The sequence below is a fragment of the Pelomonas sp. Root1217 genome, assembly GCF_001425705.1.
Taxonomy (GTDB): Bacteria; Pseudomonadota; Gammaproteobacteria; order Burkholderiales; family Burkholderiaceae_C; genus Pelomonas.
Window position 1 is genome coordinate 666,549 of record NZ_LMDC01000028.1, and the last position, 23,909, is coordinate 690,457.

Consider the following 23,909-nt stretch of genomic DNA (forward strand, 5'->3'; position numbering starts at 1 on the left):
CGGCGGAGTTTAGGAGGCCTCCACCACCTCGACCTGCGGCCGCGTCGGCTTGTCGAAGCGATCCTTCACCAGGCCGGCCAGCAGCACATCCACCAGGGTGCCGCCCTGCCCCGCGCCTTGACCGCCACCCACCACCACCTCGGGCACCAGCTGCACGCCGGCGCCAGCCAGGGCCTGGGCGACCTGCACGACGGCGTAGTTGCCCGATTCCATCGAGTCGATCTTCTGGCGGATGACCTCGGCCTCGGCCTCGCCGATGGCCAGCGTGCGGCCGGCCTCGGCCTGGCCGGTCACGCGCGTGACCTCGGCATCGGCTTCCGCCGTGATCTTCTTGGAGCGCGCCGCGCCGTCGGCCGTCTTCACCGCCGCCTGGGCGCTGAACTCGGCAATGGCGACCTTGCGCTCGGCGTCCACCACCTGGGCCTGGGTGCGGGCCAGGGCCGTGGCCTGCTCCAGCTGCTGGCGCACGCCCTGGGCCTCCATCTGCGTCGTGAACGTGACCTTCTCCTGCTCGGCCAGCTTGCGGTCGGTCAGCGTCTTCATCAGCTCGGCCGGCGGCACGATATCGCCGATCAGCGTCTCCACCGCACCGACGTCATAGGCCTTCAACGCCACGGCGATGGCGGCCTTGGCCTCGGCCTGGCGCTCGCTGCGCTTCTTCAGGAAGTCGATGACATCCGAGTTCTGCGCCGCGTTGCGGAAGTAGTTGCCGATGGTGGGCTCCAGCACCTGCGTGACGAGGGCTTCCATGCTGCCGAAGCGGGCGATGACCTTGGGCGCATCGTTGCGCGGGATGTGGATGATCTGGCTCACATCCAGGTTGAAGGTGAAGCCGTCGGCCGAGCGCACGGTGATGGTGGACAGATTGGCGTCCAGGCGGTGCGCCTCGGTCTTGCCGGTGGCCCAGTTCAGCACCACGTTGGCCGTCGGCACCACGCGCACCTTGTGGGTATAGGTGTTGATGGCGTATTTGCCCGGGTCGAGCACATCCACCCACACGCCCTTCTCGCCCTTGCGAACCATGTTGGCATGGCGGAAGCCCTCGCCCGTCACGTCGACGCCGGCTTTGCCGACGAAGGCCACGACCACGCCCACCGAGGCGATCGGCACCTCGGTCATGTCGATGATCTCGACGGTGGCGAACATCGGGTTGATGAAGTAACGGCCGGCCAGCAGCACCTGCTCCTGCAGGCCCTTGGTGCCGCCGGCGTTGACGAAGGCCTGCGGCTCCTGGAACACGTTGTGGCCGGGCACTTCGGGGCCGGCGATCTCGCCGGTGGTCAGGGACGTGCCTTCGCGCGTCGTGACGATGCCGACCTTGTTGTCGGGCACGTCGGTGACGGGCACCTGCACGACCTTGAAGAAGCGCGGGTTGATGCGGTACTTGCCTTGCGGGATGACGGTCATCTGCGGGCCGCGCTCGCCACCGCCGGCCATGAAGGCGCGGGCATCCTGGAAGCTGTCGCAGGGCACGCTGCGGCCGATGACGCGGCCACCCGCCAGCGGCTTGCCATCGCGGGCCTCGACGATGCCGATCCGGCCGGGCTCAATGACGGTCATGCGCTCCAGGTGCACGGTGAACAGCAGCGTGTTGATGCGCCAGGCGCCCGGGGGCACGACGGTCATCTGCAGGCCCCGCTCGCCCGCGGCGAGGAAGGCACGGGCGTCCTGGAAGTGGTCGCAGTCGACATGGCGGGCCAGCACGCGACCGTCGGGCATGGGCAGGCCATCGCAGGCCTCGACGATGCCGACGGCGTCGTCCGGGATGACGGTGAACTTGACCAGCTCGATCTCGTACTGCCACGGCCACAGGCCCAAGTGCAGGCCCGGGGCGAGCGTGTCGGCCTGCAGGCCGGCTTCACCGTAGAGGGCGACGATGCGGCCGGGCGGCAGTTCGCGGTGGCGGCCGAACAGGACGAAGTTCTTGGTCACCGTGCCGATGGAGTCGTCGGGCACGATGACGAAGCCGAACAGGCGCAGCGTGCGCCTGTAGAAGATCAGCGCCACCAGGCCGAGCAGGCCGGCGGCCGTCAGCAGGGGGTGGGCAAACAGGGTGAACAGGGCGTCCATGACGAGCACGGTGGTGAAGAGGCCTCCACTGTGTGCGGCGCGGCGTTAGCGCCGCATAAGGAGGTCTCAACGCACGGCGGGAAACAACAGCGTGACGCGCAGCCCCTGGCCGTCCGTGCCCGACGACAGCCGCACCGCAACGCCATGCCGGTCCGCCACCGCCTTGACGATGGCCAGGCCCAGGCCGCTGCCCGGCTGCGCCTGGTCGGGCACCCTGAAGAAGCGGTCGAAGACACGGTCGTGCAGGGCGTCGGGGATGCCGGGGCCGGCGTCCTCGACCCACAGCCGCACGCCGGCGCCCTCCTCGACCAGGCCGAGTTCGACGGTCGAGCCGGCCGGCGAATACTTGATCGCGTTCTCGATCAGGTTGTCCAGCATGGACGTCAACCCTTCGCGCTCGCCTTGCACCATGCCTTCGCCGTGGGCACGCAGTTCCAGCTCGACGAGGCGCTCCCGCGCCAGGCCGCTGAGGGCCGCCAGCCGCTCCTGCGCCAGCTCGGCGAGGCTGAGCGGCGCGCGGGCGCTCTGTGGCCGGGCGGCGTCGCTGCGCATCAGTCCGAGCAGCTGCGCCACCAGGCGGCTGGTGCGTCCGTTGCTGCGCACCAGGCCGTCCAGCAGTTCCAGGTCACGTGGGTCGTCGCGGTGGCTGCGCAAGGCCTCCACGTTGATGCGCATGGCCGCCAGCGGTGTGCGCATCTCGTGGGCGGCATCGGCGATGAAGCTGCGTTCACGCTCCAGGCTGGCCGCCACGCGCGCCAGCAGCTGGTTCACCGCCTTCGACAAGGGGCGCAGTTCGCTGTAGTGGCTGCCAAACTTCAAGGGCGTCAGGTCGTCCGGGCTGCGCGCCGCCACCTCTTCGGAGAACTGCCGCCACGGCCGCAAGGCCGCCCGCACCGAAGCCCAGGCCGGCAGCACCAGGAAAGGCAGGCTGATCAGCAGCGGCAGGATCAGGATGCCGCGCGCGCCCAGGGCAAACAGGATGTTCACGGCATGGCCCGAACGGATCAGCGTCACGCGCGCGTCGGATGTCTCCGAAGCCTGGCTGTAGGTGCGCCAGGGCGTGCCGTCGATTTCCAGGCGCTCGAGTTGCCTCAGCTTGTGCGTGCGCAGCGGCCCAGGCTCTCCGGGCGAGGCATAGAGCAGCCGCTCCCCCTGCCAGACCACCATGGTCTGGCGCAGGGCCGGGTGGTCTTCCTCGTTGTTCTCGCGGCGCTGGAAGACGTCGATGCGCTGCAGCGCGGCCGCCTGCTTGTCGGGTTGGTCGGCCAGCGCATCGACGACCGCCAGGATCATGTCGGCGCGCGGGCTGGCCAGCCGGGGCTCGAGGATTTCGTCGTAGCGCGCCGTGTCATGGATGAAATAGCCACAGGCCGCGGCCCACAGCAGCAGTACGACCGCCATCTGGGCCAGCACCAGGCGGCCAGTCAGCGAGGACGGGAGAAGCCTGCGCATCAGCCCGCGTCCTGCGCGCTGTCGTGGCGGTCGATGACGTAGCCGACGCCGCGCACGGTGCGGATGTAGCCGGCGCCGATCTTGCGGCGCAGGTTGGAGATGTGCACGTCCAGCACATTGCTCTCGTTATTGCGCCCGCCGGGCAGCACCTGTTCCTCCAGCATGCGCCGCGTCAGCACGCGGTCCACGCGCTTGACGAGCAGGCTCAGCAGGTCGAACTCGCTGCGCGACAGCTCGACGGGCTTGGCATCGACGGTGACGCGCATCGTCGCCACATGCAGCACGAGCTTGCGGATCTCCAGCGTCTCGCCGGCCATGCCGTAGCTGCGGCGCGCCAGCGCCCGCACGCGCGACACCAGCTCGGCCAGCGCGAAGGGTTTGACGAGGTAGTCGTCCGCGCCGCGGTCCAGGCCCGCCAGCCGGTCGGCCAGCGCGTCACGGGCGGTGAGGATGAGCACCGGCGTGGTCTCCGCGTCGCGGCGCAGGCGCGCCAGCAGCGTCAGGCCGTCGCCGTCGGGCAGGCCCAGGTCCAACAGCACCAGGTCGAAGGGCCGGCTGTCCAGCGCCTGCACGGCGTCGCCCAGTCGGCGCACCCACAGCACCGCCAGGCCCTGGTCTTCGAGCGCGATGCGCACGCCGTTGCCCAGTTCGAGATCGTCTTCAACCAACAGGAGGTTCATGCCAAGGATTGGAGCGGCCGTACATGAAGAAAGCCTGAAGCGGCGGGCGAATGGTGCGCGTTCATCAAGCCTTCAGAAAGGCTTTGGCTTGGGTTCATCTGCGATTTCGACACTGCATTGGCGCCGAAACACAACTCGGCTGCCGGCACCGACATGCGAAGCACGGCACGCCCGGCCACCTCATCACCGCTTCGAAAACATCAAAGGAAACCCCATGAACCGCATCAACTTCGCGCCCTTGCTCATCAGCATGCTCGCCGTCTCGTCCGCTTGGGCCGATACCTTGGACAAGAGCCAGGAAGCCGGAGCCTACGTGGGCGCCGCCATCGGCCGCACCTCGTTTTCCACGAAGGGGCTGGGCCTGCCCAAGGTCGGCAGCGATGAAACCGCCCAGGCCAGCAAGGTCTACGGCGGCTATCGCTTCAGTGACAGGCTGGGCGTCGAGGGCGGCTATGTGCGCCTGGGCTCGGCAGTGGAGAAGCTGACCGTCGGCAGCAACACCGTGGCGCAAAGCGTGGACGCCCGCAGCCTGTATGTCGCAGCGACCAGCCGCCTGCCGCTGTCGCAGGATTTCGCGCTGACCGGCAAGGCCGGCGTCTCGTTCGGCAAGGTCAGTGGCAGCAACGTGCTGCCGGCAGCGGCAGACATGACGGGATCCAAGCGGTCCTTCATGTGGGGCGTCGGCGCTGAATACCAGCTGACCTCCGCACTCGCGCTGACGGCCGACTTGGACCATTTCGGCCAGCTGTCGAGCAAGGTGCGCGCCAACCTCTTCAGCGCGGGTGTCCGTTACCGCTTCTAAGCCGGTCTGAACACGAAGCGATCAAAAAAATGCCCCGGCCAGTGGCCGGGGCAATCACTTGCACGCCTGCGAGGCTGCCAGCGGTCTGCTCAGGGAGGGAGAAGCAGACGAGCGCAACGTTAGCCGCAGCGCGAACCCCGCGCTGTAGGACGACGCCGCACCGTCTAGAAACATGCGCTAACAAAGGGCACGACTTGCAACTGGTACCTCGTGAGAAATCTCATGCACTGAATGCGACGGGTGTATCGGTCTGTGAGACTCCCCCCATTTGAGGGGTGTCCTTCCTAGACTGCGCCGCTCGCGCGTTGGGCGCGGAAATAAGGAAGCAGTCCATGACCCCTGCCATGCAAACGCGGCACAGTGCGTCGTCGCCCAGTTTCTCGGGTGCTGCCGCACTGGCTTTGAACAGCGACTTCGGCGCGCTCGATGGCGAGGCCCTGGGCCTTGTCGAACGCCGCTATGGCGACCGCGGGCTGGTCATTTCACGCGAGCGCTACAGCAGCCGCAACCAGGATGGCGACATCGTCTGCACTGCGCGCGACGGCGATCAGATCGTCGGCACCCTGTCCGTGCGCTTCGACGGTACGGGCGGCCTTCACGCCGATCTGCTGTTCAAGGAAGAACTGGACGAATGGCGCGCTGCCGGCGTCAAGCTCTGCGAGTTCGGCGGCCTGGCCGTGGACAGGCATTCCCACGATCCCAAGCGCGTGCTGGCACAGATCTTCCACCTGGGTTATTTGCATGCCCACCGCCGTGCCCGTTGCGAGCGCCTCGTCATCGAGGTCAACCCGCGCCACGTCGGCTTCTACCGGCGCTGCCTGGGCCTGGTGCCCTATACCGCGGCCCGTCACAACCCGCGCGTTGACGCACCAGCCGTGCTGATGAGCATTGCCTTCGCAGACATCCGTGACCAGATTGCACTCTGGGGTGGTCACCCCGATTCACTGGCTTCAGCACGAACCCTCTACCCGCTGGCCTGGGACGAAGCGACCGAGGCAACGATGCTCGCGCGGCTGAACTGAGCGCTCAGGATCCCGCACTCGACTCCGGCGGCGGCTCGCCGGGTTTGAGATCGGGAATCTTCTTTTTCGCCTTCAGGTCCTGCGGCTTGTCGCTCGGGTTCTCCTGACGCGCCTGGCGCCCGGCATCACCGGATTGCCCGTCTGGCGCCTTCGACTCTTCGGGGCGCGCCGTCTGCCCCACATGGTGCAAAGGGTTGTGCATGGCTGCTCCTTGTGTGCATGAGCAGCCTCCGGCAATCGTCATGCCGGCAGCAGGCCCAGGAAGCGGTCCAGCATGTGGAAGTGGTCGTCGAAGAACTGCTCTTCCATCGCCAGCAGGTCAGTCACGGGCACCCAGCGTGCCTGGGCCGCGTCATCCGCGCCCAGCACCTCGGGCAGCTCACGATCCCCCAGATCGAAGTGGTGGGCGTGCGAGATGGTGCGACCGCGCTGGCTGCGGTCGGGGTGGTCGAAGACGGCCACGCTCTGCAGCGCACCCGCCAGTGTCTCCGGGAGCAGGCGCAGGCCGGTTTCCTCTTCGAGTTCGCGCACGGCGGACTGGTGCAGCGTGTCACGCGGCTCGACAAAGCCGCCTGGCAAGGCCCAAAGCCCCTGGCCGGGGTCTTTTGCGCGCTGGATCAGCAGCACATGGTCGGCGCAGCGCAGCACCAGGTCCACGGTGACGAAGACCGGCGCATAGGGCGCCGCCGCCCAGGCCTGCCGGTAGGCCTTCAGCATCGCCCATTCGCGCCGCAGCGCCGCCAGATAGGGCAGGTGCGCCCAGGCCTGTACGAAGCTGCGCGTGCCCGGCGGCACCTGGTCGACCCAGCTGGCCAGCACGCCGTCCAGGCCCTCGGGTCCGGCCTCGAACAGTGCGGCACGCAGGTCGGTCGCGTCCACGCGGTGCTGGCGCGGCAGGCTCAGCAGGTGCCAGGGTGAGAAACGGCGCAGGTAGTCGCTGGTGGCGTCCTTGAAGTGGCCGACCAGCGTGACGTCGGCGCCGCCCACGCGCTCCTGCACGGCCGCGCGCACCGCCTGCACCCAGCGCGCCTCGTCGTAGAGGTCGCGCAGCGGCACGATCTCCACGCGTTCACGCTCAGCGTCGGTCAGGGCCAGGCGCAGCATCTCGGCGCGCTCGGTCCAGCTGAAGGCATGGCGCGGTGACCGCGCCTGGTGCGCCGAGCCGAGCAGCACGATGACGCGCGGCGCCTCGGCCAGCGCTGCGCGCAACAGGCTGACATGGCCGTTGTGGACCGGTTGGAAACGGCCGATGACGACGGCGGCTGAGGTCATGAGAGCACTCCGGGAAAAACCGCCGCGATGGGCATCTGCCGCCCCTGGCCGAAAGCGCGTGCACGCAGCCGGATCAGCGGTGGCGCCTGACGGCGCTTGTATTCGCTGCGCTGGATCACGTCGCCGACCGTCAGGCTGAGCTGGGCGATCGTCAGCTTCATCATGACTTGATACCGAAGACCTGGCGCAGATAGGCCAGGAAGGTTTCGTCGTCGCACAGCGTCTTGCCAGGGCTGTCGCTGAGCTTGGCCACGGGCTGGCCGTTGGCGTGGGTCAGCTTCATGACGATGTTCAGCGGCGTGGGTCCCAGGTCGTTGCTGAGATGGGTGCCGATGCCGAAGCCCAACTGCACGCGGTCGGCAAAGTGGCGGTACAGCTCGATGGCCTTGGTCACGGTCAGGCCGTCGCTGAACACCAGGCGCTTGGTGTGCGGGTCGATGCGCAGCCTGGCGTAGTGGGCCAGCGCCTTTTCGCCCCAGGCGACCGGGTCGCCGCTGTCGTGGCGCAGGCCATCGAAGAGCTTGGCGAAGTAGAGGTCGAAGTCGGCCAGGAAGGCGTCCATGCCGACGACGTCGGTCAGCGCCGTGCCGAGGTCGCCCCGGTACTCCTGCACCCAATCCTCCAGCGCCGCCTTCTGGTGGTCGCGCAGGCGCACGGTGCCCAGCGCCTGGTAGGTCTGCAGGTATTCGTGGGCCATGGTGCCGATGGGCACCAGGCCCAGCTCCTTGGCCAGCAGCACATTGGAGCTGCCCTTGAAATGCTGGGGCAAGGCGTCGCGCAGCTGGCGCACCACCTCGCGCTGCCAGGCACCGGAGAAACGGCGGCGCAGGCCGAAGTCGAACAGGTCAAAGGGGTGGCGCTGCGGCCGCGGCTCGGTGGCAAAGGCTTGCAGCGTGGCGATCTTGGCGCTCAGCCGGCGTTGGCCTTCGGCGCGAACCTCGGGCGTATCCAGCCGGCGGAAGTAGAGCTCGTTGACGATGGCCAGCACCGGGATCTCGAAGCCCATCACGTGCACCTGCGGGCCGCGGGCGACGATGTTGAGCTGCGCGCCATCCGTCGTCACTTCGACGAAGTCGCGCTGGAACCGGAAGATGCGCAGGAAGTCGACAAAGTCGCTCTTGATGAAGCGCAGCCCCTTCACATAGGCCAGCTCGTCGGCGCGAAAGCTCAAGGCACACAGCGCCTGCAGCTCGCGCTCGACGTCTTCCTTCAGCTCGGCCAGCGGATAGCCTGGCTGGTTGCGGCAGACGAAGCGGTACTCCGCTTGCGTCTGCGGGTGGCGATGCAGCAGCGTCTGCCACATCGTGAACTTGTAGAGGTCGGTGTCCAGCAAGCTGGTGATGACGGGGCTGCTCATGCCTGGATTTCCGTGCTGCTGAACAACTGCAAACCGCGTGCCCGCATCGCAGCCAGGAAGCCGGCCTGCTGGGCCTCGAAGCCGGCCACGGGGCTGATGCAATCGGTCAACAGCACCAGTTTGGCCAATTGCCGTGAGGGCAGATGGTCGGCCAGGTGTTCGACGGTGGCCCTCACGCAGTGGCTGCCGGCCTCGCCGGCAACCAGCACGCGGTCAAAGCGGTCCAGCTCGGCCAGCAGGGCCTGGTTCAGCGCGGTGCTTTCGTCAGATGGGTCGGGCACCTCGGCCTGCAGCGCGCTGTAGTGCTCGGTCCAGGGGTTCTCGCCCTTGGTGACGACGGCCACCGAGCGGCCTTGGCTGTCCGCCCAGGCGTCCAGCGCCGCCTGCAACCCGGCATGGACGCCATGGCCCCAGCTGCCCATCTGGCAGTGCACAGGCCAGACCATCAGCGTGTAGCGGCCGGCGGCTTCCAGCGCGTCCAGATAGGCCATTGCGCGGTCGAGCCGAGCGGGGTCGCGCGGCAGGTATTCGTTCGCGCGAACCTGAGCGGCCGTGATGGGCGTGAAGGCCGCGGGGTTGCGGCCGCTGGCCGTTTCCAGCCAGAAACCGGGATGGGCGATGTCGATGCGGTGATGCGAATCCAGCGTCACGGTGATGGCGTCGATCTGGCCGCGCAGGCGCTCCACCAGGCCGGCGGCGCACTGCAGGTCGGCGTGCGCTCCGGCCACCGGCAGCGCGGGCTGGATGAGCTCGCCCGTCACCGGCGAGCGCGGCAGCCAGTCCAACGGCAGGTCGCAGAAATCGTTCTGAGGGTCGATCAGCAGCAGATGCGTCTTCATGGGCGTGTCCTGTTGTTGCGTGTCTCCAGACCGGCGCAACTCTATCGACTCAAGGATGAATTCCGCAGACGCTGCGACTGGGGAGCGTGGGCTGAATACCTGATCACGCCTCTGCAAAGAACCGACTCGGTGGCATGCCCACCGTGCGCGTCACCATGGCCGTGAAGGCGCTGGCACTGGCATAGCCGAGCTCGCTGGCGATATGGCTCATGGGCCGGCCGCGCGCGGCCAGCGTGAGCGCGTGGGCCAGCAGCAGTTGCGAGCGCCATTGCGCGAAGCTGGTGCCGAGTTGCTCGCGGAACAGCCGGCTCAGCGTGCGCGGGCTGGCGCCCGCCTCGGCGGCCCACTCGTCCAGGCCAGCATGGCGCCCGGGCTCGCGCAGCATGGCCTCGCAGAGCTTGCGCAGCCGCGCGTCCTGAGGCAGGGCAACGCCCAGGGCCAACGGGCGGGCGCGCTGGAGTTCACTGAGCACCAGCCGCTCCATGGCGCCGCGTCGCTCGGCGTCGTCGCGGCTCTCGGGGGGTGCGGGATCGGGCATGGCGGGCAGGGCCAGCACCAGCTCGCGCAGCAGCGGCGACACCTCCAGCACCCGCCCCACCTGCCAGGCCTCGCCCGCCAGCAGCTCGGGGCCGAGGTAGAGGGTGCGCAGGTCGCACTGCTCGATGGCCGTGACCGCGTGGACGACGCCAGGCGGAATCCACACCGCCCGCGACGGCGGCACGATGTAGGTCGACGCCTCGGTGTTCACGCGCACGGCGCCCGTCATCGAGAACACGAGCTGGGCCCAGTCGTGCCGGTGCGGCTGGATGTCGGCCAGGTGCTCCAGCAGCCGCGATTTGGCGCGCAGCGGCCGCTCGGACGTCGGCGCGAAGAGCTCGGGCGAAAAGGCAGGAAAGCTGCGACGGCTGGCCATGGCTGAATTTCGACAGAAGTTGACGAACCATCGTAACAACGCCGACGCTGCCCTGCCTACATTGAGGGCATGGATACCGCCCTCGCCTCTTCCCTCGACGCCGGCCTGCAGCGCCGGCGCGACGTCACGACGATCTCGACCATCGGTGTCGCCCACGGCACGTCGCACTTCTTCCACATGCTGCTGCCGCCGCTGTTCCCGGCCTTCATCCAGGCATTTGGCCTGAGCTATTCGGAACTGGGCTTGCTGGTGACGACCTTTTTCGTCATCTCGGGCGCCGGGCAGGCGCTGTCGGGCTTCATCGTCGACCGCATCGGTGCCCGGCCGGTGCTGTTCGCGGCGATGGCGAGCTTCTTTCTCGCCTCCATCGCTGCGGGCCTGGCCCAGGGCTTTGGCGGGCTGATGCTGGCGGCAGCACTCGCCGGCGTCGGCAACGCCCCCTTTCACCCGGCCGACTTCACCATCCTGAACAAGCGCGTGTCGCAACCACGCCTGGGCCACGCCTTCTCGGTGCACGGCATCAGCGGCAACCTCGGCTGGGCCTTCGCGCCGGTGTTCTCCATCGGCATTGCCGAGGCGACGGGCAACTGGCGTTTCGCCTATGTCGGCACCGCCCTCGTCGCGCTTTCGGTGATGGCCCTGCTGTTCTGGCAGCGCTCGGCCATCGACGACCGCCAAGGGTCGTGGGGACACGCGAAGCCCGCGGCCGGCGTCAAGGCCGAGCACCCCATGGCTTTCCTGAAGCTGCCCTCGGTGTGGCTGTGCTTTTCCTTCTTCTTCTGGAGCACGGCGGCGCTGTCGGCCATCCAGAGCTTTGCCAGCCCGGCCCTGCACCAGATCTACGGCCTGCCGCTGGCACTGACGGCCTATGTCGTCACGGGCTACATGCTGGCCGGCGCGGCGGGCATGGTCTGCGGCGGCTTCCTGGTCGCCAAGGCCGAGCGGCTGGAGCGCACGATTGGGTTTGCCATGGCCTTTGCCGCCGCACTGCTGCTGCTGACTGCGACCGGCTGGCTGCCCGGCGGGCTGGCGGCCATCGTGGCCGCGCTGGCCGGTTTTGGCACCGGCCTGGCCGGCCCGTCGCGCGACATGCTGATCAAGCGCGCCTCGCCGCCGGGAGCGACCGGCCGGGTCTATGGCACCGTGTATTCGGGCCTCGACATCGGCTTCGCGATTGCCGCACCCGTGTTCGGGGCCATCCTGGACCAGGGCATGCCGCGCGGCGTGTTCGCGGGCTCGGCGGCGGCGTTGATGATGGGTATCGCGTCGGCGGGCCTGGTGGGGCTGGGCCTGAGCCGCAGGACGGCGGCGGTGCCGGCCCAGGCGTGACGGGGCTTCACGAGATTGCACGAGATGGCACCTCTCAGGGACACTGTCGCGCCCTCGCCCCTAACTGCCCGATGACAAGCACCGACGCTCCAAGCCCTCCGCCGTATTACCACGGCACCAAGGCCGACCTGCAGGTCGGCGACCTGATCCAGCCTGGCTATGCGTCCAACTACGGTCAGCGCAAGAAGGCGAACTACGTCTATCTGTCCGCGACGCTGGAAGCAGCGATCTGGGGCGCAGAGCTGGCCGTAGGCGCGGGCCGCGGCCGCATCTACATCGTCGAGCCCACCGGCCCCATCGAAGACGACCCCAACCTGACCGACCGCAAGTTCCCCGGCAATCCAACCAAGTCTTACCGCTGCAAGGCGGGGCTGCGGGTAACGGGCGAAGTCATGCAATGGCAGGGCCACTCCCCCGAGCAGCTGCAAACCATGCTGGCGCATGTGCAGCGGATGCGCGAACTCGGCATCGAGGCCATCCAGGAATAGCCCAGCGGCCCCGCGGCTCAGCCGGCGAGGCTCAGTCAACCAGAGCCTGAAGCTCCTGCAACGCTTCGTCCAACAAGGTCGCGCTACCGGCATCCTGCTCGATGGCCCGGCAGGTGCGCTCCACCAGGCCTTCCAGCGCCGGGTCCAGTTGCAACTCGCTGCCGAGTTCATCGAGCAAGGCAGCCTCGACGAACAGGCGCAAGGCCTTGGAGCGCGGGATGGCGCCGCCCTGCGCGCGGGCGGCCTTGAGCTTGGCGGTCAGCCCCTGCAATGCCGTCACGGCCGCGGGTGGCGCGGCCCGATTGACCAAGCCAGCCGAGGCCCCGGCCGTTGCTTGGCGTTGCGACGGCGAATGACGCGCCTGCGCCAGTTCGGCCTTGAGCAGTCGCAGCGCGTGGATCAGGGGAGAAATGGGAGCTGTCATGCCAATGCGTGGAGCCGCCGCATTGTGGCGCCGTCCAGTTTGGGAAAGCTGGCAAAATGCGCCCGCTTCTGACCGATGCGCCGCCGCTGGCCTTGCCGTGGCGGTATTTTTTTGAGCCCCCCGCATCCAGGGGCTTGGACCCAGGGCATATCCCAAAGTCCGACCGAGCGGTCGGCCGGGACAATCGCCAGCTTTGCTTTAACCAGGCCGCGCCACAAGCGCCGCCGTGATCCCATGGCAATTCAACACCTGACCGACGAGCAGATCGCCACCATGTCACGCGCCCAAAAGGACGAGTGGTGGTTCAAGAACGTCTTCCGCGGCGACATGGCCCAGCTGACGCTGCGCTCGGGCTTCACGGGCTTCCTGCTCGGCGGCATCCTCTCGGCCACGGGCCTGTACATCGGCGCCAAGACCGGCATCGCCATCGGCGTCGGCCTGACCTCGGTGATCCTTGCCTTCGCGCTGTTCCGCGCCCTGCACGCCAGCGGCTTCGCGCAGGATTACACCATCCTCGAGAACAACTGCACCCAGTCGATCGCGACTGCCGCGGGCTATGTGATCACGCCGCTTTTCTCCAGCCTCGCGGCCTACATGCTGGTGACCGGCGTCATACCGGCCTGGTGGCAGCTGATGATCTGGATCTTCGTCGTCGCGTTGATCGGCGTGCTGATCGCCTTCCCGCTGAAGCGCCGCTTCATCAATGAAGACCAGGCGCCCTTCCCGGAAGGCCGGGCCTGTGGCGTGGTGCTGGATTCGCTGTACCACGGGGCCGGCGACGAGGGCGTGTTCAAGGCCAAGCTGCTGGGCGTCGTGGGCGGTTTCACGGCGCTCTACCAGGCCCTGGTCAGCGATGGCTGGATGAAGCTGGTGCAGTTCAAGATCCTGATGATGGACAAGTGGGCCGGCATGAAGGAGCCCTGGTATCTGCATGAACGCCTGGACCAGTACTACTACGCCTGGGCTGGCAAGACGACCTCCTTGATCCCGACCATCCTGGGCACGGACATCCGCCAGCTGGGCCTGCGCCTGACGCTGGACGCCGCCATGCTGGGCGTGGGTGGCCTGATGGGCATCGCGGTGGCCACGAGCTGCTTCCTCGGCGCCTTCATCAACTTCGTCATCCTCGCGCCGCTGATGATCCAGGCCGGCGACATCGCGCCACGCCTGGGCGCCAATGGCGTGCTGATCCCGCTGAACCGGGCGGAGATCGTCAATCAATGGTCGCTATGGTGGGGTGTGACGATGATGGTCGTCGGCGCCATGGTAGGCCTGCTGGCCAAGCCCGAGATCTTCAAGAGCGCCTTCAAGCGCAAGGGCCCCGCAACCGCCGGTGCCCAAAGCGACCTGCTGAAGGATATCGAGGTGCCGCTGTGGATCAGCTACATCGGCGTGCCGGTCTTCAGCGTGCTGGGCAGCTATGTGACCCACATCTTCTTCGGCGTGCCTTTCTGGCTGGCGCTCGTGTCGCTGCCGCTGATCTTCGTGCTGACCATCATCTGCACCAATTCGATGGCCCTGACCTCCTGGACGCCGACGGGCTCGCTGTCCAAGATCACGCAGTTCACGATGGGTGCCATCGACCGCAGCAACCCGGGCTCCAACCTGCTGCCTGCCGGCATGACCAGCGAGATCGCGTCCAACGCGGCCAACCTGCTGTCGGACATCAAGCCCGGCTATATGCTGGGCGGCAAGCCGCGCCATCAGGCCGTCGGCCATGTCATTGGCAACCTCGCAGGCGTGCTGTTCTGCGTGCCGCTGTTCTTCCTGCTGTTCCTGACGCCCGATGCCAACGGCGTGCGCAGCGTCACGACGCTGGTGTCCGACCAGTTCGCAATGCCGGCCGCACTGCAGTGGAAGGGAGTGGCCGACATCATCGCCAAGGGCCTGAAGGGCCTGCCAACGTCGGCGCTGATCTCCATGGGCTTTGCCGCCGTCGCCGCCGTCGCGATGGAAATCGCGCGCATCAAGACCAAGGGCCGCTTCCCGATCTCGGCCGTTGCCACCGGCCTGGGCGTCGTACTGCCGCCGGAGTCGGTGCTGGCCATGTTCCTCGGCGCCCTGGTGTTCTTCATCATGGGTCGGCACAAGACGGCCGGCACCCCGGGATGGCGTATCTGGGTGGACGGCATGGAGCCGATCTGCGCCGGCCTGATTTCAGGTGCTGCACTGATGGGCATCGGCAACGCGATCATCAACGTGCTGATCTGATAATCACCTGTTCTGTCTGCCCGTAGCTCAACTGGATAGAGCAGCTGCCTTCTAAGCAGCAGGTCGGGGGTTCGAGTCCCTCCGGGCAGGCCAAATCAAGAGTTCACGAGAACTCAATGCCGATCAGGCGCCAAGTCTTCACAGGACTTAGGCGCTTTTTTCATGTCAGGTGGCGGTTGACCGCAGGCGGTGTGCCTCGGCCACGTCGGGTCAGGCAGGGCGGGCGGGACGACCGACACGATCCTTCTCATGGAACTGTCCTCCGACCGAATGAATCAACGGCTTGCCTGCGCACCGTGCGCCGTTCGGCCGACACTCAGGTGTCGCTGCGCTGCGGCGCATCGACGGCAGGGGTCGAAGCGGTTGCACCCTGTATTTCCGCGGGGGCCACGGCGCAGATTGACTGGATCGTCGCGGCGACCACGGCACACACGACGATCACGCCATGAAGATGGACCCACCGACAGGGCGACACGGGAACAAGACCGTTGCGCATAAGGATTCCTTCGTTGATGGACCGGGCATCGGCCCGGGAGTCGCGGCCGCTTCCTGCTGCCACAACCTCACGACGATCCGAGACGGCGGAAATCGACAACCAGAAGCCCGAACTGCGCCGCACGCGGCAGTGGCCACGACAATCGCCCACACTGCACAACGCCCTCTGATTCCATGATGTCCCGCGCCTTGGTTCTCGGCGGTCTGCTGCTGGCCACCCTGTCGACCATCGCGCAGGCGGCCGTGATCGAGGTCCATGCCGGCTCGGTCACCTACCTCGTCGACAGCGCCAACTTGCGCATCGACGCCCGCGACGGCGATGCCGCAGCCATCCCCCTGCTCAAGCCCCAGGCGCAAGCGCATTACAGCCCGGTTACTGCAAGCCCGGGGTCATGGGCCTGGATAACCGGCGAAGGCCAGCAGGTGCGCCTCAGCACACAGGGCCGGGCGCTCAAGGTGTCGGTCACCGGGCAGCCCGGCACGCGCTGGCAGGTGTCCATGCCGGAGGTCTCGTCGGGAACGTGGATCGTGCCGGATGGGCAGGGCATGGCCTTCGGCGTCAACGATGCCTACTGGCGCTCTGCCTTCAATCGCCCGCAGTGCTTCGGCGGCACCACGTTGCTGTCCTTCCCGGCGTGGACCCACCTGACAGGCACGCGGGCCGTCACCTACGCGCTGGACGACGGCTTCCAGTCGGAGCTTTGCCTGCAGAACTCGAATGGGCTGCAGGCCAGCCTGAGGCATGACTTCGCCGACGGCGCTGGCACGCTGGACCTGATGATCGAGCTCGGCGCACCCAACCCGCTCGCGCCGGCGCTGTTCTACAGAAACCACCTGCGACAGCAGGGTCGGTTGCGATCCTTTGCCGACAAGCAGGTGCCTGAACTGGACCGCCTGTTTGGCGCCCTGCATCTGTACGTATGGGGCGATGGCCGCGACCTCGCTTTCCTGGACGACTTGAAGGCGCTGGGCATCGCCAAGCTCGTGATCAGCTATGACCAGGACCCGAAGACGCACAAGCACCTGGTCCGGCCGGCCTACCTGAAGAAGGCCCATGGCCTGGGCTACCTGGCGGGCCCCTACGACGCTTTCGACAATGGCCAACCCGACGACACGGCCGACATGCCCGCCGCGATCTGGGGGCCTGAGCTCTATCCGTCGGGCTGCCTGCGCGACAAGCAGGGCGCCGTCGTGCCGGGCTTCGCCAGCCGAGGCTGCCAGATGTCCAGCGAAGCCATCGCAAGGCACCCGGCAGGCTTTGTCCCCGCGCAGCGCTACGAGGGGCACATCCGTGACGGCGCGAGCCAGGTCTTCATCGACGTGGACGCATTCGGCAACTTCTACGACGACTTCAGCCCCGAGCACCGCATGACCAAGGCGCAGGATCGCCGCAACATTCTGGCCCGTCTGGAACTGAGCATGCGCAAGTTCGGCCTGGTGCTGGGCTCGGAGAATGTGACCGCCTGGAGCGCCGACGTCACGCACTACTCACACGGCACGGGGCAGGCCCACGTGGCGGCGTTCTGGCCCCTGCTCGGCGACAAGCGCTTCAACGGCTATTGGCCACCGGAGCGCCCTCCGATCTATTTCGGCCGCTTCACGCCCACGGCTGACGAAGCACGCGCCCTGTTCGAACCCGCTGATCGCCTGCCCCTGTTCGATGCGATCTACCACGACGCGTTGGTGGCTGTGGATCGTTGGGAGCTCAGCTTGACCAAGGTAGTGGGCCAGGAAGCTCGCCGCTACGCCCGTTCGCTGCTGTATGGCGTGCCGACGCTGTGGAACCTTGACCGGCGCGACCTCGCCAGCGCCGCCGCCTGGCTGAAGGCGGCGCATGACGACTTCCAGGCCGTGCACGGCGTGTTGGCGCCCGTGGCGCTCACGGCCTTCGCCTGGCTCACGGACGACCGCGACGTGCAGCAGGTCAGCTATGCAGGCGGCAGGGTCGTGACAGCCAACTTCGGCAGCCGAGCCTGGCAGGGCCTGCAACCGAACTGCGTCAGACTCAGCGGGCGCTCGGTGCCGACCCGGAATTTCTGCCCGCCCGCAACGGCGCTGAACCCTGGCTGAGGCGCCTTCCGGGCCGAGATGCAGTCTCTGGTGCCGCGGGCCCACGAATTCCTAGGCAAATCAACAGCCTAGGCGCCTTTCCTGCATTCGAGGTCGTGGCTTTCGAGTTCTCCGGCAAGCTTGCACGGTGCCATAGAGCGGCCGACCGCCATCCCCCTTTGGAGGGATACGACGGGGGATGCGCCCCCACTCACCCCCACTCATCCCCCCTCGGCACCCCCAAAGGGCGATACCCCCGCGACCCGCGGGCTCCGAGACTGGCTCCATCGAAAACAGGAGCCACCATGCAATCTCAAACCACCCCCCTCGCTCCGGATGACGCTCGCTGGGCCAGCGCCTCGCTGCTGCGCATCACCATCAGCCAGTTGCGCGCGTGGGAAGCCGAATACGCGCCGCACCTCGCCGCCCAGCCGGCGACCGATGAAGAGGCCTGGGAAGGCACCGAACTGGACCCGCGGAGGACGGTGCTTTGACGATCAACAGACCTGTCGGCTTCGCCGCGCTGCTCGAGAAGATGCCGCAGCGTTTCGCGGCCCGGGCCAAGCGTGTCGAAGAGCGTGCCAGGCTCAGGCGTGAGGCTCAGGCCAAGCGCTTCGAGATGGAATTTCTGTGTGCCATCGAGGTGAAGGAAGGCGGCTGGAACGAGTGGCAAGACACCGTCGCCGAGTTCGCCGCCAGAAAAGGAGACGATCATGGGATTGCTTGATGCGAACCGCCATCCTGGCGCCGAGGCCGGCGTCAGCCATTGGGCCTTCGACAGCGCCGCCGGCAGGATCAGCGCCCGCGATGGCGACGGAAACCTGGTGATGGCCATCGCCACCGGCCCGCTCTTCGGCGCCCGCTTGGCTGCCGCCTTCAATTCGCCCACGCCGGTCACGATGCCCTATGCCGGCGCCGGGTCTCGCGCTGGGACAGAGCGGCGAGGTGCGGTGGTCGGGGGATTCTGGGCGCCTGGACCGCGCCCCAGCCACAGTCAGGCGTAAACGTTCACGTTGCGCCCCAGCGCGCCTTCGGTCGCCAGCGCCGGCTGCTGCGGCAGCGCGCTGAGCAGGGCCATGGCGCCCGCCGCCTGAATGTCGATCGCCTTGCGCAGCACCAGCAGGCCCACCGCATCGGTCGCCCCTTGGGTATTGCTCGACACGATGTTGACGCTGGCGGAGTTGGCGATGTCCATCTCGCATCTATCGGCAGGCCTGATCAGAACTTGAGGCAGTCTTCAACTGCCTTCTGAGATCGTGAACTCAGTGCGGCTTGCCGCGCCGGGTATAGGCCGAGATGAAAAGGTGGCTGGGCTCGACCTCTGACCCCGCGCCGGTGTCTGGAGCGACCCGCACCCGCTCTTCAGCGAGCGCTTGGGGCGCGGCCTGGCGGCCGGGCAAATGCTCGATCGCGTCAATGACTCGTCGCATGTCGGCGTTCAAGGGCTCGTTGACATGATTCAAGGCCACGCCTTCGCTCAGAGTGTGTACAGCTGCGTCGAATTCATCGTTGACCAGGTGCTGCATGCCCCGATGGAAGGCCATCAGGTAGGCGTGGGGGTGCTCGGCGCCAAGGCCGGCCAGAGGTGCCCACACCGCCTTTGCCATGTCGGTCTCACCGGAGGTCACATGGAGCATGCCCAGTTGGAAACGCGCGAGAGGGAAGTCGTCTCCCAGTTCCACGGCCTTCGCCATGCTCGCCTTGGCTTCGGCAACCAGACCCAGCTGCGCGTATTCACTGCCCAGCATGAACAGCGCCTGAACCGATGCATCGGCGCGACCGGCCGCCTCCTTCAGGTAGGCCAGCGCGTGGCCGGCATCGTTTCGTCGGCTGGCCTCCAAGGCCAACGCGAGCAATTCAGTCTGGGTCAGGTTGGTGAGGGTGTCGGGCATGGCTCGGTGCTAGCGTCGGCGACGCTTGCTGATCAACACCGTCGGGAAGCTCACCGGCAGCGTGCGCGGGTAGTCGCGGCTGAAGTGCAGGCCGCGGCTCTCGTGGCGCATCAGGGCCGAGCGCACGATCAGCTCGGCGCACTCCACCAGGTTGCGCAGCTCCAGCAGGTCGCGCGTGACGCGGAAGCTGCCGTAGTAGTCGTCAATCTCGCCGCGCAGCAGCTTGATGCGGTGCAGCGCGCGCTCCAGGCGCTTGGTGGTGCGCACGATGCCAACGTAGTTCCACATCAGCAGGCGCAGCTCGTCCCAGTTGTGGGCGATGACGACCTGCTCATCGGCGTTCTCGACCTGGCTCTCGTCCCAGGCCGGGATGGGAGCCCCGTCGGGGAGCGGGTGCGACAGGATGTCGGCCGCACAGGTCTGACCCAGCACCACGCATTCCAGCAGCGAGTTGCTGGCCAGTCGGTTGGCCCCGTGCAGGCCGGTGTAGCCGGTTTCGCCCACGGCATACAGGCCCGGCAGGTCGCAGCGGCCGAGCAGGTCGGTCACCGCGCCGCCGCAGGTGAAGTGCACGGCCGGCACGACGGGGATGGGCTGCCGGGCGATGTCGATGCCGAGCTTGAGGCAGCGGGCGTGGATGGTCGGGAAATGCTCGACGAGGAAGGCTTCGCCCAGATGGGTCGCGTCCAGCCACACATGGTCCAGGCCGTGCTTCTTCATCTCGAAGTCGATGGCACGGGCGACGATGTCGCGCGGCGCCAGCTCCATGCGCTCATCATGCGCCGCCATGAAGCGGGTGCCATCCGGCAATTTCAGGTGGCCGCCCTCGCCTCGCAAGGCCTCGGTGATGAGGAAGCTGCGCTCCTGCGGGTGGTACAGGCAGGTCGGGTGGAACTGGATGAACTCCATGTTCGCGACCCGGCAGCCGGCGCGCCAGGCCATGGCGATACCATCGCCGGTCGACGTGTCAGGGTTGGTGGTGTAGCGGTAGACCTTGCCGGCGCCGCCGGTGGCCAGCACGACGGCGCGTGCCGCCAGCGTCTCCACGCGCTGGGTGTCGATGTCCAGCGCGTAGGTGCCGTAGACGCGGGTAGGTTCGTCGCGCTGCACATGGCGTGAGGTGATCAGGTCCAGCGCCATCCAGCGCTCACGCAGCGTGATGTTGGGATGCTTGCGGGCCACGGCCAGCAGCTGGTCGTGGATGGCCTTGCCCGTGGCGTCGGCCGCGTGGGCGATGCGGCGCACCGCGTGCCCGCCCTCGCGCGTCAGGTGCAGGCCCATCGGGCCGGTGTCGTCGGTCGTGAAGGGCACGCCCTGGTCTACCAGCCAGCCCACGGCCGCGGCGCTGCGCTCGGCGATGAAGCGGGCGGCGGCTTCGTCGACGAGGCCGGCGCCAGCGTCCTGGGTGTCGCGCACATGGCTTTCGATGGAATCGTCGCTGCCCAGCACGCCGACGATGCCGCCCTGCGCCCACGCGGTGGCCGCCTCGGTCAGCTCGCGCTTGGCGATGATGACGACGGGCACGCTGTCGGCGAGATGCAGGGCCACGGTGAGGCCGGCCAGGCCGGCGCCAATGATGACGACGGGGGCGTCGTCGGGGGGGGCAGCAGTCATGGCCGGGCATTGTCATGCAGTGCCGGCACTCCCGCGCCATGGTGAGGATTGCCATCACACGCAGGCTGCCTACGCCACGCCCTCCCCTATGCTGCACGCCGCTGTCAACGAAGCAGTGCAGGGAGCGATATGGAGAAGTTGAAGTGCTGGGCCGGCGTCGTTGCCGGCCTTTTGCTGTCCGTCAGCGCCGCGCGGGCGGCCCCGCCGCCGGCCGAGGTGTTCTTCGGCGATGCCGACATCGGCGAAATCGCGCTGTCGCCCTCGGGCAAGCGGCTGGCCATCACGACCGCCAAAGGCGCCAAGCGCGTCGGCCTCGTCGTCCTGGAACTGGCCCCCGGCGGCAAGCTCACGCGAGCCGTGCAATTCGGCAAGGAGGATGTCACCCACGTCCATTGGGTCAACGACGACCGGCTCGTCTTCAGCCTCACGGACCTGAGTGGCGAGAACTGGCGACCGCCGGGCCTGTTCGCCGTGAACGCGGATGGCACCGGGCTGCGAAAGCTCATCGAGCGCGCCAACCGCTTCGGGATCAACAAGGGGGAGCCCGACTACAGTTTGCTGGACTGGAGCCACAGCCTGCGCCTCGTGCCCGAGCCACGGCCCGGTGAAACCAATGAAGAGGTGCTGGTGACCTCTTACTCGCGCCGCACCCAGGCGCTGCTGTGGCTGAACACCCGCACGGGCATGACGCGCGATGTCGCCGTTCGGCCGCCGGCCGACAACATCCAGCAGTGGCTGGTCGACGCCAGCGGCGCGCCCCGTGCAGCAGTGAGCTTCACGGACGATCGCCTGCAGGCTTACTGGCTCAAGCCGGGCAGCACGCAATGGGAACAGCTCTACGACACGACGGTGCTGAAGCAGCCCTTCCGGCTCCACGACGTCGACAGCAAAGGCACGCTCTACGTCACGCATGCGCCCAAGGGAAGCCCGCAAGCTGTGCTGACGCGCTACGACGCCCAGGCCAAGGCGCCCGCCCCGGCGGCCATCGTGGCAACGCCTGGCTTCGATTTCGCTGGCCACCTGATCACGGAAGGCGGCACCGTGCTGGGCGTGCGAGCGCTGGTGGACAGCGAGGCGACGGTCTGGCTGGATGAACGCATGGCCAAGTTCCAGCAGCAGGCGGACAAGCGCCTGCCGGGCCTCATCAACCGCATCAGCTGCCTGCGCTGCGGCCAGCCGGACATGGTGGCCATCATCAAGGCCTACGGCGATCACGACCCCGGCAAGGTCTGGCTCTACCTCGGCCAACCGCCCGACGGAGAACCGCACTGGCGCTCCATCGGCCGGGTGCGCGAGGCGGTCCCCCCCGAGCAGATGGCCACGATGGATTTCAAGACCATCAAGGCCCGTGACGGACGCGAACTGCCGGTGTGGATCACGCGCGCCGACGACGCCAAGGGGCCGCGTCCGGCCGTCGTGCTGGTGCACGGCGGGCCTTGGATTCGCGGCCAAGCCTGGGAATGGGACAACTGGGGCCAGTTCCTGGCCTCGCGCGGCTATGTCGTCATAGAGCCGGAGTTCCGCGGCAGCGCCGGCTACGGCGAGGAGCACCTGCGCGCTGGCTTCAAGCAATGGGGCCAGGCCATGCAGGACGACGTGACCGACGCGCTGCGCTGGGCGCAGAAGGAAGGGTTGGCCAGCGAGAAGGCCTGCATCATCGGCGCCAGCTACGGCGGCTACAGCACGCTGATGGGCCTGGCCAGGGACCCCGACCTCTACCGCTGCGGCGTGGCATGGGTGGCCGTGACGGACCTGGAGCTGATGGTGCAGGGGTCATGGTGGGTGAGCGACGACAGCAGCATCGCCCGCAAGCTGACCCTTCCCGAAATGGTCGGCGACCCCAAGCAGGATGCCGCCATGCTGGCCGCCAACTCACCGGTGAAGCTGGCCCCGCGCATCAAGGCACCGGTGCTGCTGGCCTATGGCGAGGCAGACCTGCGCGTGCCCATCGTGCATGGCAAGCGCATGCGTGACGCCCTGACGGCGGCCGGCAATCCGCCGGAATGGGTCAGCTACCCCGAAGAAGGCCATGGCTTCGGCAAGCCCGAGAACCGATTGGACTTCGCCCGCAGGGTGGAGACCTTCCTGGCCAGGCACCTGGGCCCGAACTAGCCCTTGAACCCGTTGTAATGCCGCCGCCATTCCGGCGGTTTCCACAGGTGGGCCAGGCGCATGCCCCAGGTCTTCTCCTGGGCCATGTCGTGGAACATCGCCCGCCACTCGTGCGCATTCAGCCAGAACAGGTTGTGCGTATGGAAGGGATGCTCCAGGCCGTAGTCCACCGCCGCCTCCTCGGGCACGAAAGTGCCGAACAGGCGGTCGAAGACGATCAGCGTGCCGCCGAAGTTCTTGTCGATGTATTGCGGGTTGCGGCCGTGGTGGGCGCGGTGGTGTGAGGGCGTGTTGAAGATGAACTCGAACCAGGCCGGCATCTTGCCCACCCAGCTCGTGTGCACGAAGAACTGGTAGCCCAGGTTGAGTGACAGCGCGAACAGCACCCAGCGCGGCTCGAAGCCCAGCCACACGGCCGGCAGGTAGAACAGCCAGTTGCCCGCAATCGGATAGAACCAGCTCTGGCGCAGCGCGGTGCCGAAGTTCATCTTCTCCGAACCGTGATGCACGACATGGGCACACCAGAACCAGCGGATGCGGTGGCTGCCGCGATGGAACCAGTAATAGAGGAACTCGACGAGCAGGAACAGGCCGATGAAGCGCCCGACGGTGACGTCGATGGTGAACAGGCGATGGTCGTAGACCCAACCCATGGCCGGCAACACCAGCACGACGAGCAGCACCAGGTCGGCGACCAGGTAGCTGCCGCCGCTGTTCATGCTGTCGAAGGTGTCCCAGAGGTCGAAGACGCCGGTCTTTCGAAAGCGCCAGGCCTCCATCGCGATGAAGACGCCGAAGACGGGCGACAACATGACCAGCGTCAGGTCGCGCCAGTCGCCGTGGCGGTGGTAGAGGTCGAGCAGCCAGTCCATGCCGCCATGTTGATCC

24 protein-coding genes and 1 tRNA gene are annotated in these 23,909 nt (G+C 67.5%); 11 read left to right on the forward strand and 14 right to left on the reverse strand.

Annotated elements, in window-relative coordinates; translation table 11 throughout:
• Positions 1-9: 9 nt before the first annotated feature.
• The 3 genes from ASC95_RS23000 to ASC95_RS23010 all read right to left on the reverse strand — a co-directional run bounded on the left by ASC95_RS23000 (position 10) and on the right by ASC95_RS23010 (position 4,202).
• Positions 10-2,070 (reverse strand): SPFH domain-containing protein, encoded by a 2,061-nt coding sequence (locus ASC95_RS23000; RefSeq protein ID WP_057300008.1) that lies wholly within the window; start codon positions 2,068-2,070, stop codon positions 10-12.
• A gap of 66 nt (positions 2,071-2,136) precedes the next feature.
• Complete coding sequence (locus tag ASC95_RS23005) at positions 2,137-3,522, reverse strand: cell wall metabolism sensor histidine kinase WalK (protein WP_057300009.1); 1,386 nt, start codon at positions 3,520-3,522, stop codon at positions 2,137-2,139.
• Positions 3,522-4,202: a response regulator gene (locus ASC95_RS23010; protein WP_057300010.1), complete on the reverse strand. Its 681-nt coding sequence runs from the start codon at positions 4,200-4,202 to the stop codon at positions 3,522-3,524. The genes ASC95_RS23005 and ASC95_RS23010 overlap by 1 nt, the downstream gene beginning before the upstream one ends.
• A 214-nt stretch (positions 4,203-4,416) precedes the next feature.
• Here ASC95_RS23010 and ASC95_RS23015 point away from each other — a divergent pair, with 214 nt between their 5' ends.
• Together ASC95_RS23015 and ASC95_RS23020 are read left to right on the forward strand one after the other, a co-directional pair.
• Complete coding sequence (locus tag ASC95_RS23015) at positions 4,417-5,004, forward strand: porin family protein (RefSeq protein WP_057300011.1); 588 nt, start codon at positions 4,417-4,419, stop codon at positions 5,002-5,004.
• A gap of 332 nt (positions 5,005-5,336) precedes the next feature.
• Positions 5,337-6,026 (forward strand): long-chain N-acyl amino acid synthase, encoded by a 690-nt coding sequence (locus ASC95_RS23020; protein ID WP_235538019.1) that lies wholly within the window; start codon positions 5,337-5,339, stop codon positions 6,024-6,026.
• Positions 6,027-6,030: 4 nt separating this feature from the next.
• Here the strand turns inward: ASC95_RS23020 and ASC95_RS23025 are convergent, their stop codons facing one another.
• The 6 genes from ASC95_RS23025 to ASC95_RS23045 form a co-directional block, all read right to left on the reverse strand.
• The gene (locus ASC95_RS23025) at positions 6,031-6,228 is read right to left on the reverse strand and encodes a hypothetical protein (protein WP_057300013.1); all 198 of its coding nucleotides are present in this window, start codon (positions 6,226-6,228) and stop codon (positions 6,031-6,033) included.
• 38 nt (positions 6,229-6,266) lie between these two features.
• The gene (locus ASC95_RS23030) at positions 6,267-7,298 is read right to left on the reverse strand and encodes a bifunctional nicotinamide-nucleotide adenylyltransferase/Nudix hydroxylase (RefSeq protein WP_057300014.1); all 1,032 of its coding nucleotides are present in this window, start codon (positions 7,296-7,298) and stop codon (positions 6,267-6,269) included.
• Positions 7,295-7,459, reverse strand: a complete 165-nt coding sequence (locus ASC95_RS30900) for a hypothetical protein (protein ID WP_157256462.1) — start codon at positions 7,457-7,459, stop codon at positions 7,295-7,297. The genes ASC95_RS23030 and ASC95_RS30900 overlap by 4 nt, the downstream gene beginning before the upstream one ends.
• Entirely contained in the window at positions 7,459-8,655 is a 1,197-nt protein-coding gene (pncB, locus tag ASC95_RS23035) for a nicotinate phosphoribosyltransferase (RefSeq protein WP_057300015.1), read from the reverse strand. The genes ASC95_RS30900 and pncB overlap by 1 nt, the downstream gene beginning before the upstream one ends.
• The gene (locus tag ASC95_RS23040; RefSeq protein ID WP_057300016.1) at positions 8,652-9,494 is read right to left on the reverse strand and encodes a hypothetical protein; all 843 of its coding nucleotides are present in this window, start codon (positions 9,492-9,494) and stop codon (positions 8,652-8,654) included. The genes pncB and ASC95_RS23040 overlap by 4 nt, the downstream gene beginning before the upstream one ends.
• A 103-nt stretch (positions 9,495-9,597) precedes the next feature.
• Positions 9,598-10,407: a helix-turn-helix domain-containing protein gene (locus ASC95_RS23045; protein WP_057300017.1), complete on the reverse strand. Its 810-nt coding sequence runs from the start codon at positions 10,405-10,407 to the stop codon at positions 9,598-9,600.
• Positions 10,408-10,476: 69 nt separating this feature from the next.
• Between ASC95_RS23045 and ASC95_RS23050 the strand changes: the two genes are divergently transcribed.
• Complete coding sequence (locus ASC95_RS23050) at positions 10,477-11,736, forward strand: MFS transporter (RefSeq protein ID WP_057300018.1); 1,260 nt, start codon at positions 10,477-10,479, stop codon at positions 11,734-11,736.
• 71 nt (positions 11,737-11,807) lie between these two features.
• The gene (gene arr / locus ASC95_RS23055) at positions 11,808-12,224 is read left to right on the forward strand and encodes an NAD(+)--rifampin ADP-ribosyltransferase (protein ID WP_057300019.1); all 417 of its coding nucleotides are present in this window, start codon (positions 11,808-11,810) and stop codon (positions 12,222-12,224) included.
• 31 nt (positions 12,225-12,255) lie between these two features.
• Here the strand turns inward: arr and ASC95_RS23060 are convergent, their stop codons facing one another.
• On the reverse strand, positions 12,256-12,648 hold the full coding sequence (locus ASC95_RS23060; protein ID WP_057300020.1) for a hypothetical protein: 393 nt from the start codon (positions 12,646-12,648) through the stop codon (positions 12,256-12,258).
• A gap of 234 nt (positions 12,649-12,882) precedes the next feature.
• Here ASC95_RS23060 and ASC95_RS23065 point away from each other — a divergent pair, with 234 nt between their 5' ends.
• The 6 genes from ASC95_RS23065 (at position 12,883) to ASC95_RS23090 (ending at position 18,407) form a co-directional block, all read left to right on the forward strand.
• Entirely contained in the window at positions 12,883-14,859 is a 1,977-nt protein-coding gene (locus tag ASC95_RS23065; RefSeq protein WP_162250840.1) for an OPT family oligopeptide transporter, read from the forward strand.
• A gap of 16 nt (positions 14,860-14,875) precedes the next feature.
• A tRNA-Arg gene (locus tag ASC95_RS23070) sits at positions 14,876-14,952 on the forward strand.
• Positions 14,953-15,531: 579 nt separating this feature from the next.
• Positions 15,532-17,424 carry a glycoside hydrolase gene (locus ASC95_RS23075; protein ID WP_235538020.1) on the forward strand — a complete coding sequence of 631 codons (1,893 nt, stop codon included), beginning with the start codon at positions 15,532-15,534 and terminating at the stop codon, positions 17,422-17,424.
• 284 nt (positions 17,425-17,708) lie between these two features.
• A complete protein-coding gene (locus ASC95_RS23080) occupies positions 17,709-17,897 on the forward strand; it encodes a hypothetical protein (RefSeq protein ID WP_057300022.1) in 189 nt (62 codons plus the stop codon).
• Positions 17,894-18,130, forward strand: coding sequence for a hypothetical protein (locus tag ASC95_RS23085; RefSeq protein WP_057300023.1), 237 nt, complete (start codon positions 17,894-17,896; stop codon positions 18,128-18,130). The genes ASC95_RS23080 and ASC95_RS23085 overlap by 4 nt, the downstream gene beginning before the upstream one ends.
• Positions 18,117-18,407, forward strand: coding sequence for a hypothetical protein (locus ASC95_RS23090; RefSeq protein WP_157256463.1), 291 nt, complete (start codon positions 18,117-18,119; stop codon positions 18,405-18,407). Before ASC95_RS23085 ends, ASC95_RS23090 begins: the two co-directional genes overlap by 14 nt.
• Here the strand turns inward: ASC95_RS23090 and ASC95_RS23095 are convergent.
• The 3 genes from ASC95_RS23095 to nadB all read right to left on the reverse strand — a co-directional run bounded on the left by ASC95_RS23095 (position 18,398) and on the right by nadB (position 20,909).
• Positions 18,398-18,598 carry a putative motility protein gene (locus tag ASC95_RS23095; protein WP_057300025.1) on the reverse strand — a complete coding sequence of 67 codons (201 nt, stop codon included), beginning with the start codon at positions 18,596-18,598 and terminating at the stop codon, positions 18,398-18,400. The genes ASC95_RS23090 and ASC95_RS23095 overlap by 10 nt on opposite strands.
• 67 nt (positions 18,599-18,665) lie before the next feature.
• Positions 18,666-19,295, reverse strand: coding sequence for a lipopolysaccharide assembly protein LapB (locus tag ASC95_RS23100; protein WP_057300026.1), 630 nt, complete (start codon positions 19,293-19,295; stop codon positions 18,666-18,668).
• Positions 19,296-19,304: 9 nt separating this feature from the next.
• A complete protein-coding gene (gene nadB / locus ASC95_RS23105; protein ID WP_057300027.1) occupies positions 19,305-20,909 on the reverse strand; it encodes an L-aspartate oxidase in 1,605 nt (534 codons plus the stop codon).
• Between the two features lie 129 nt (positions 20,910-21,038).
• On the opposite strand from nadB, the gene ASC95_RS23110 reads away from it, so the two are divergent.
• Entirely contained in the window at positions 21,039-23,021 is a 1,983-nt protein-coding gene (locus ASC95_RS23110) for a S9 family peptidase (protein ID WP_057300028.1), read from the forward strand.
• Here the strand turns inward: ASC95_RS23110 and ASC95_RS23115 are convergent.
• Positions 23,018-23,893, reverse strand: coding sequence for a sterol desaturase family protein (locus ASC95_RS23115; RefSeq protein ID WP_157256464.1), 876 nt, complete (start codon positions 23,891-23,893; stop codon positions 23,018-23,020). The two genes, ASC95_RS23110 and ASC95_RS23115, sit on opposite strands and share 4 nt — an antisense overlap.
• Positions 23,894-23,909 lie beyond the last annotated feature (16 nt).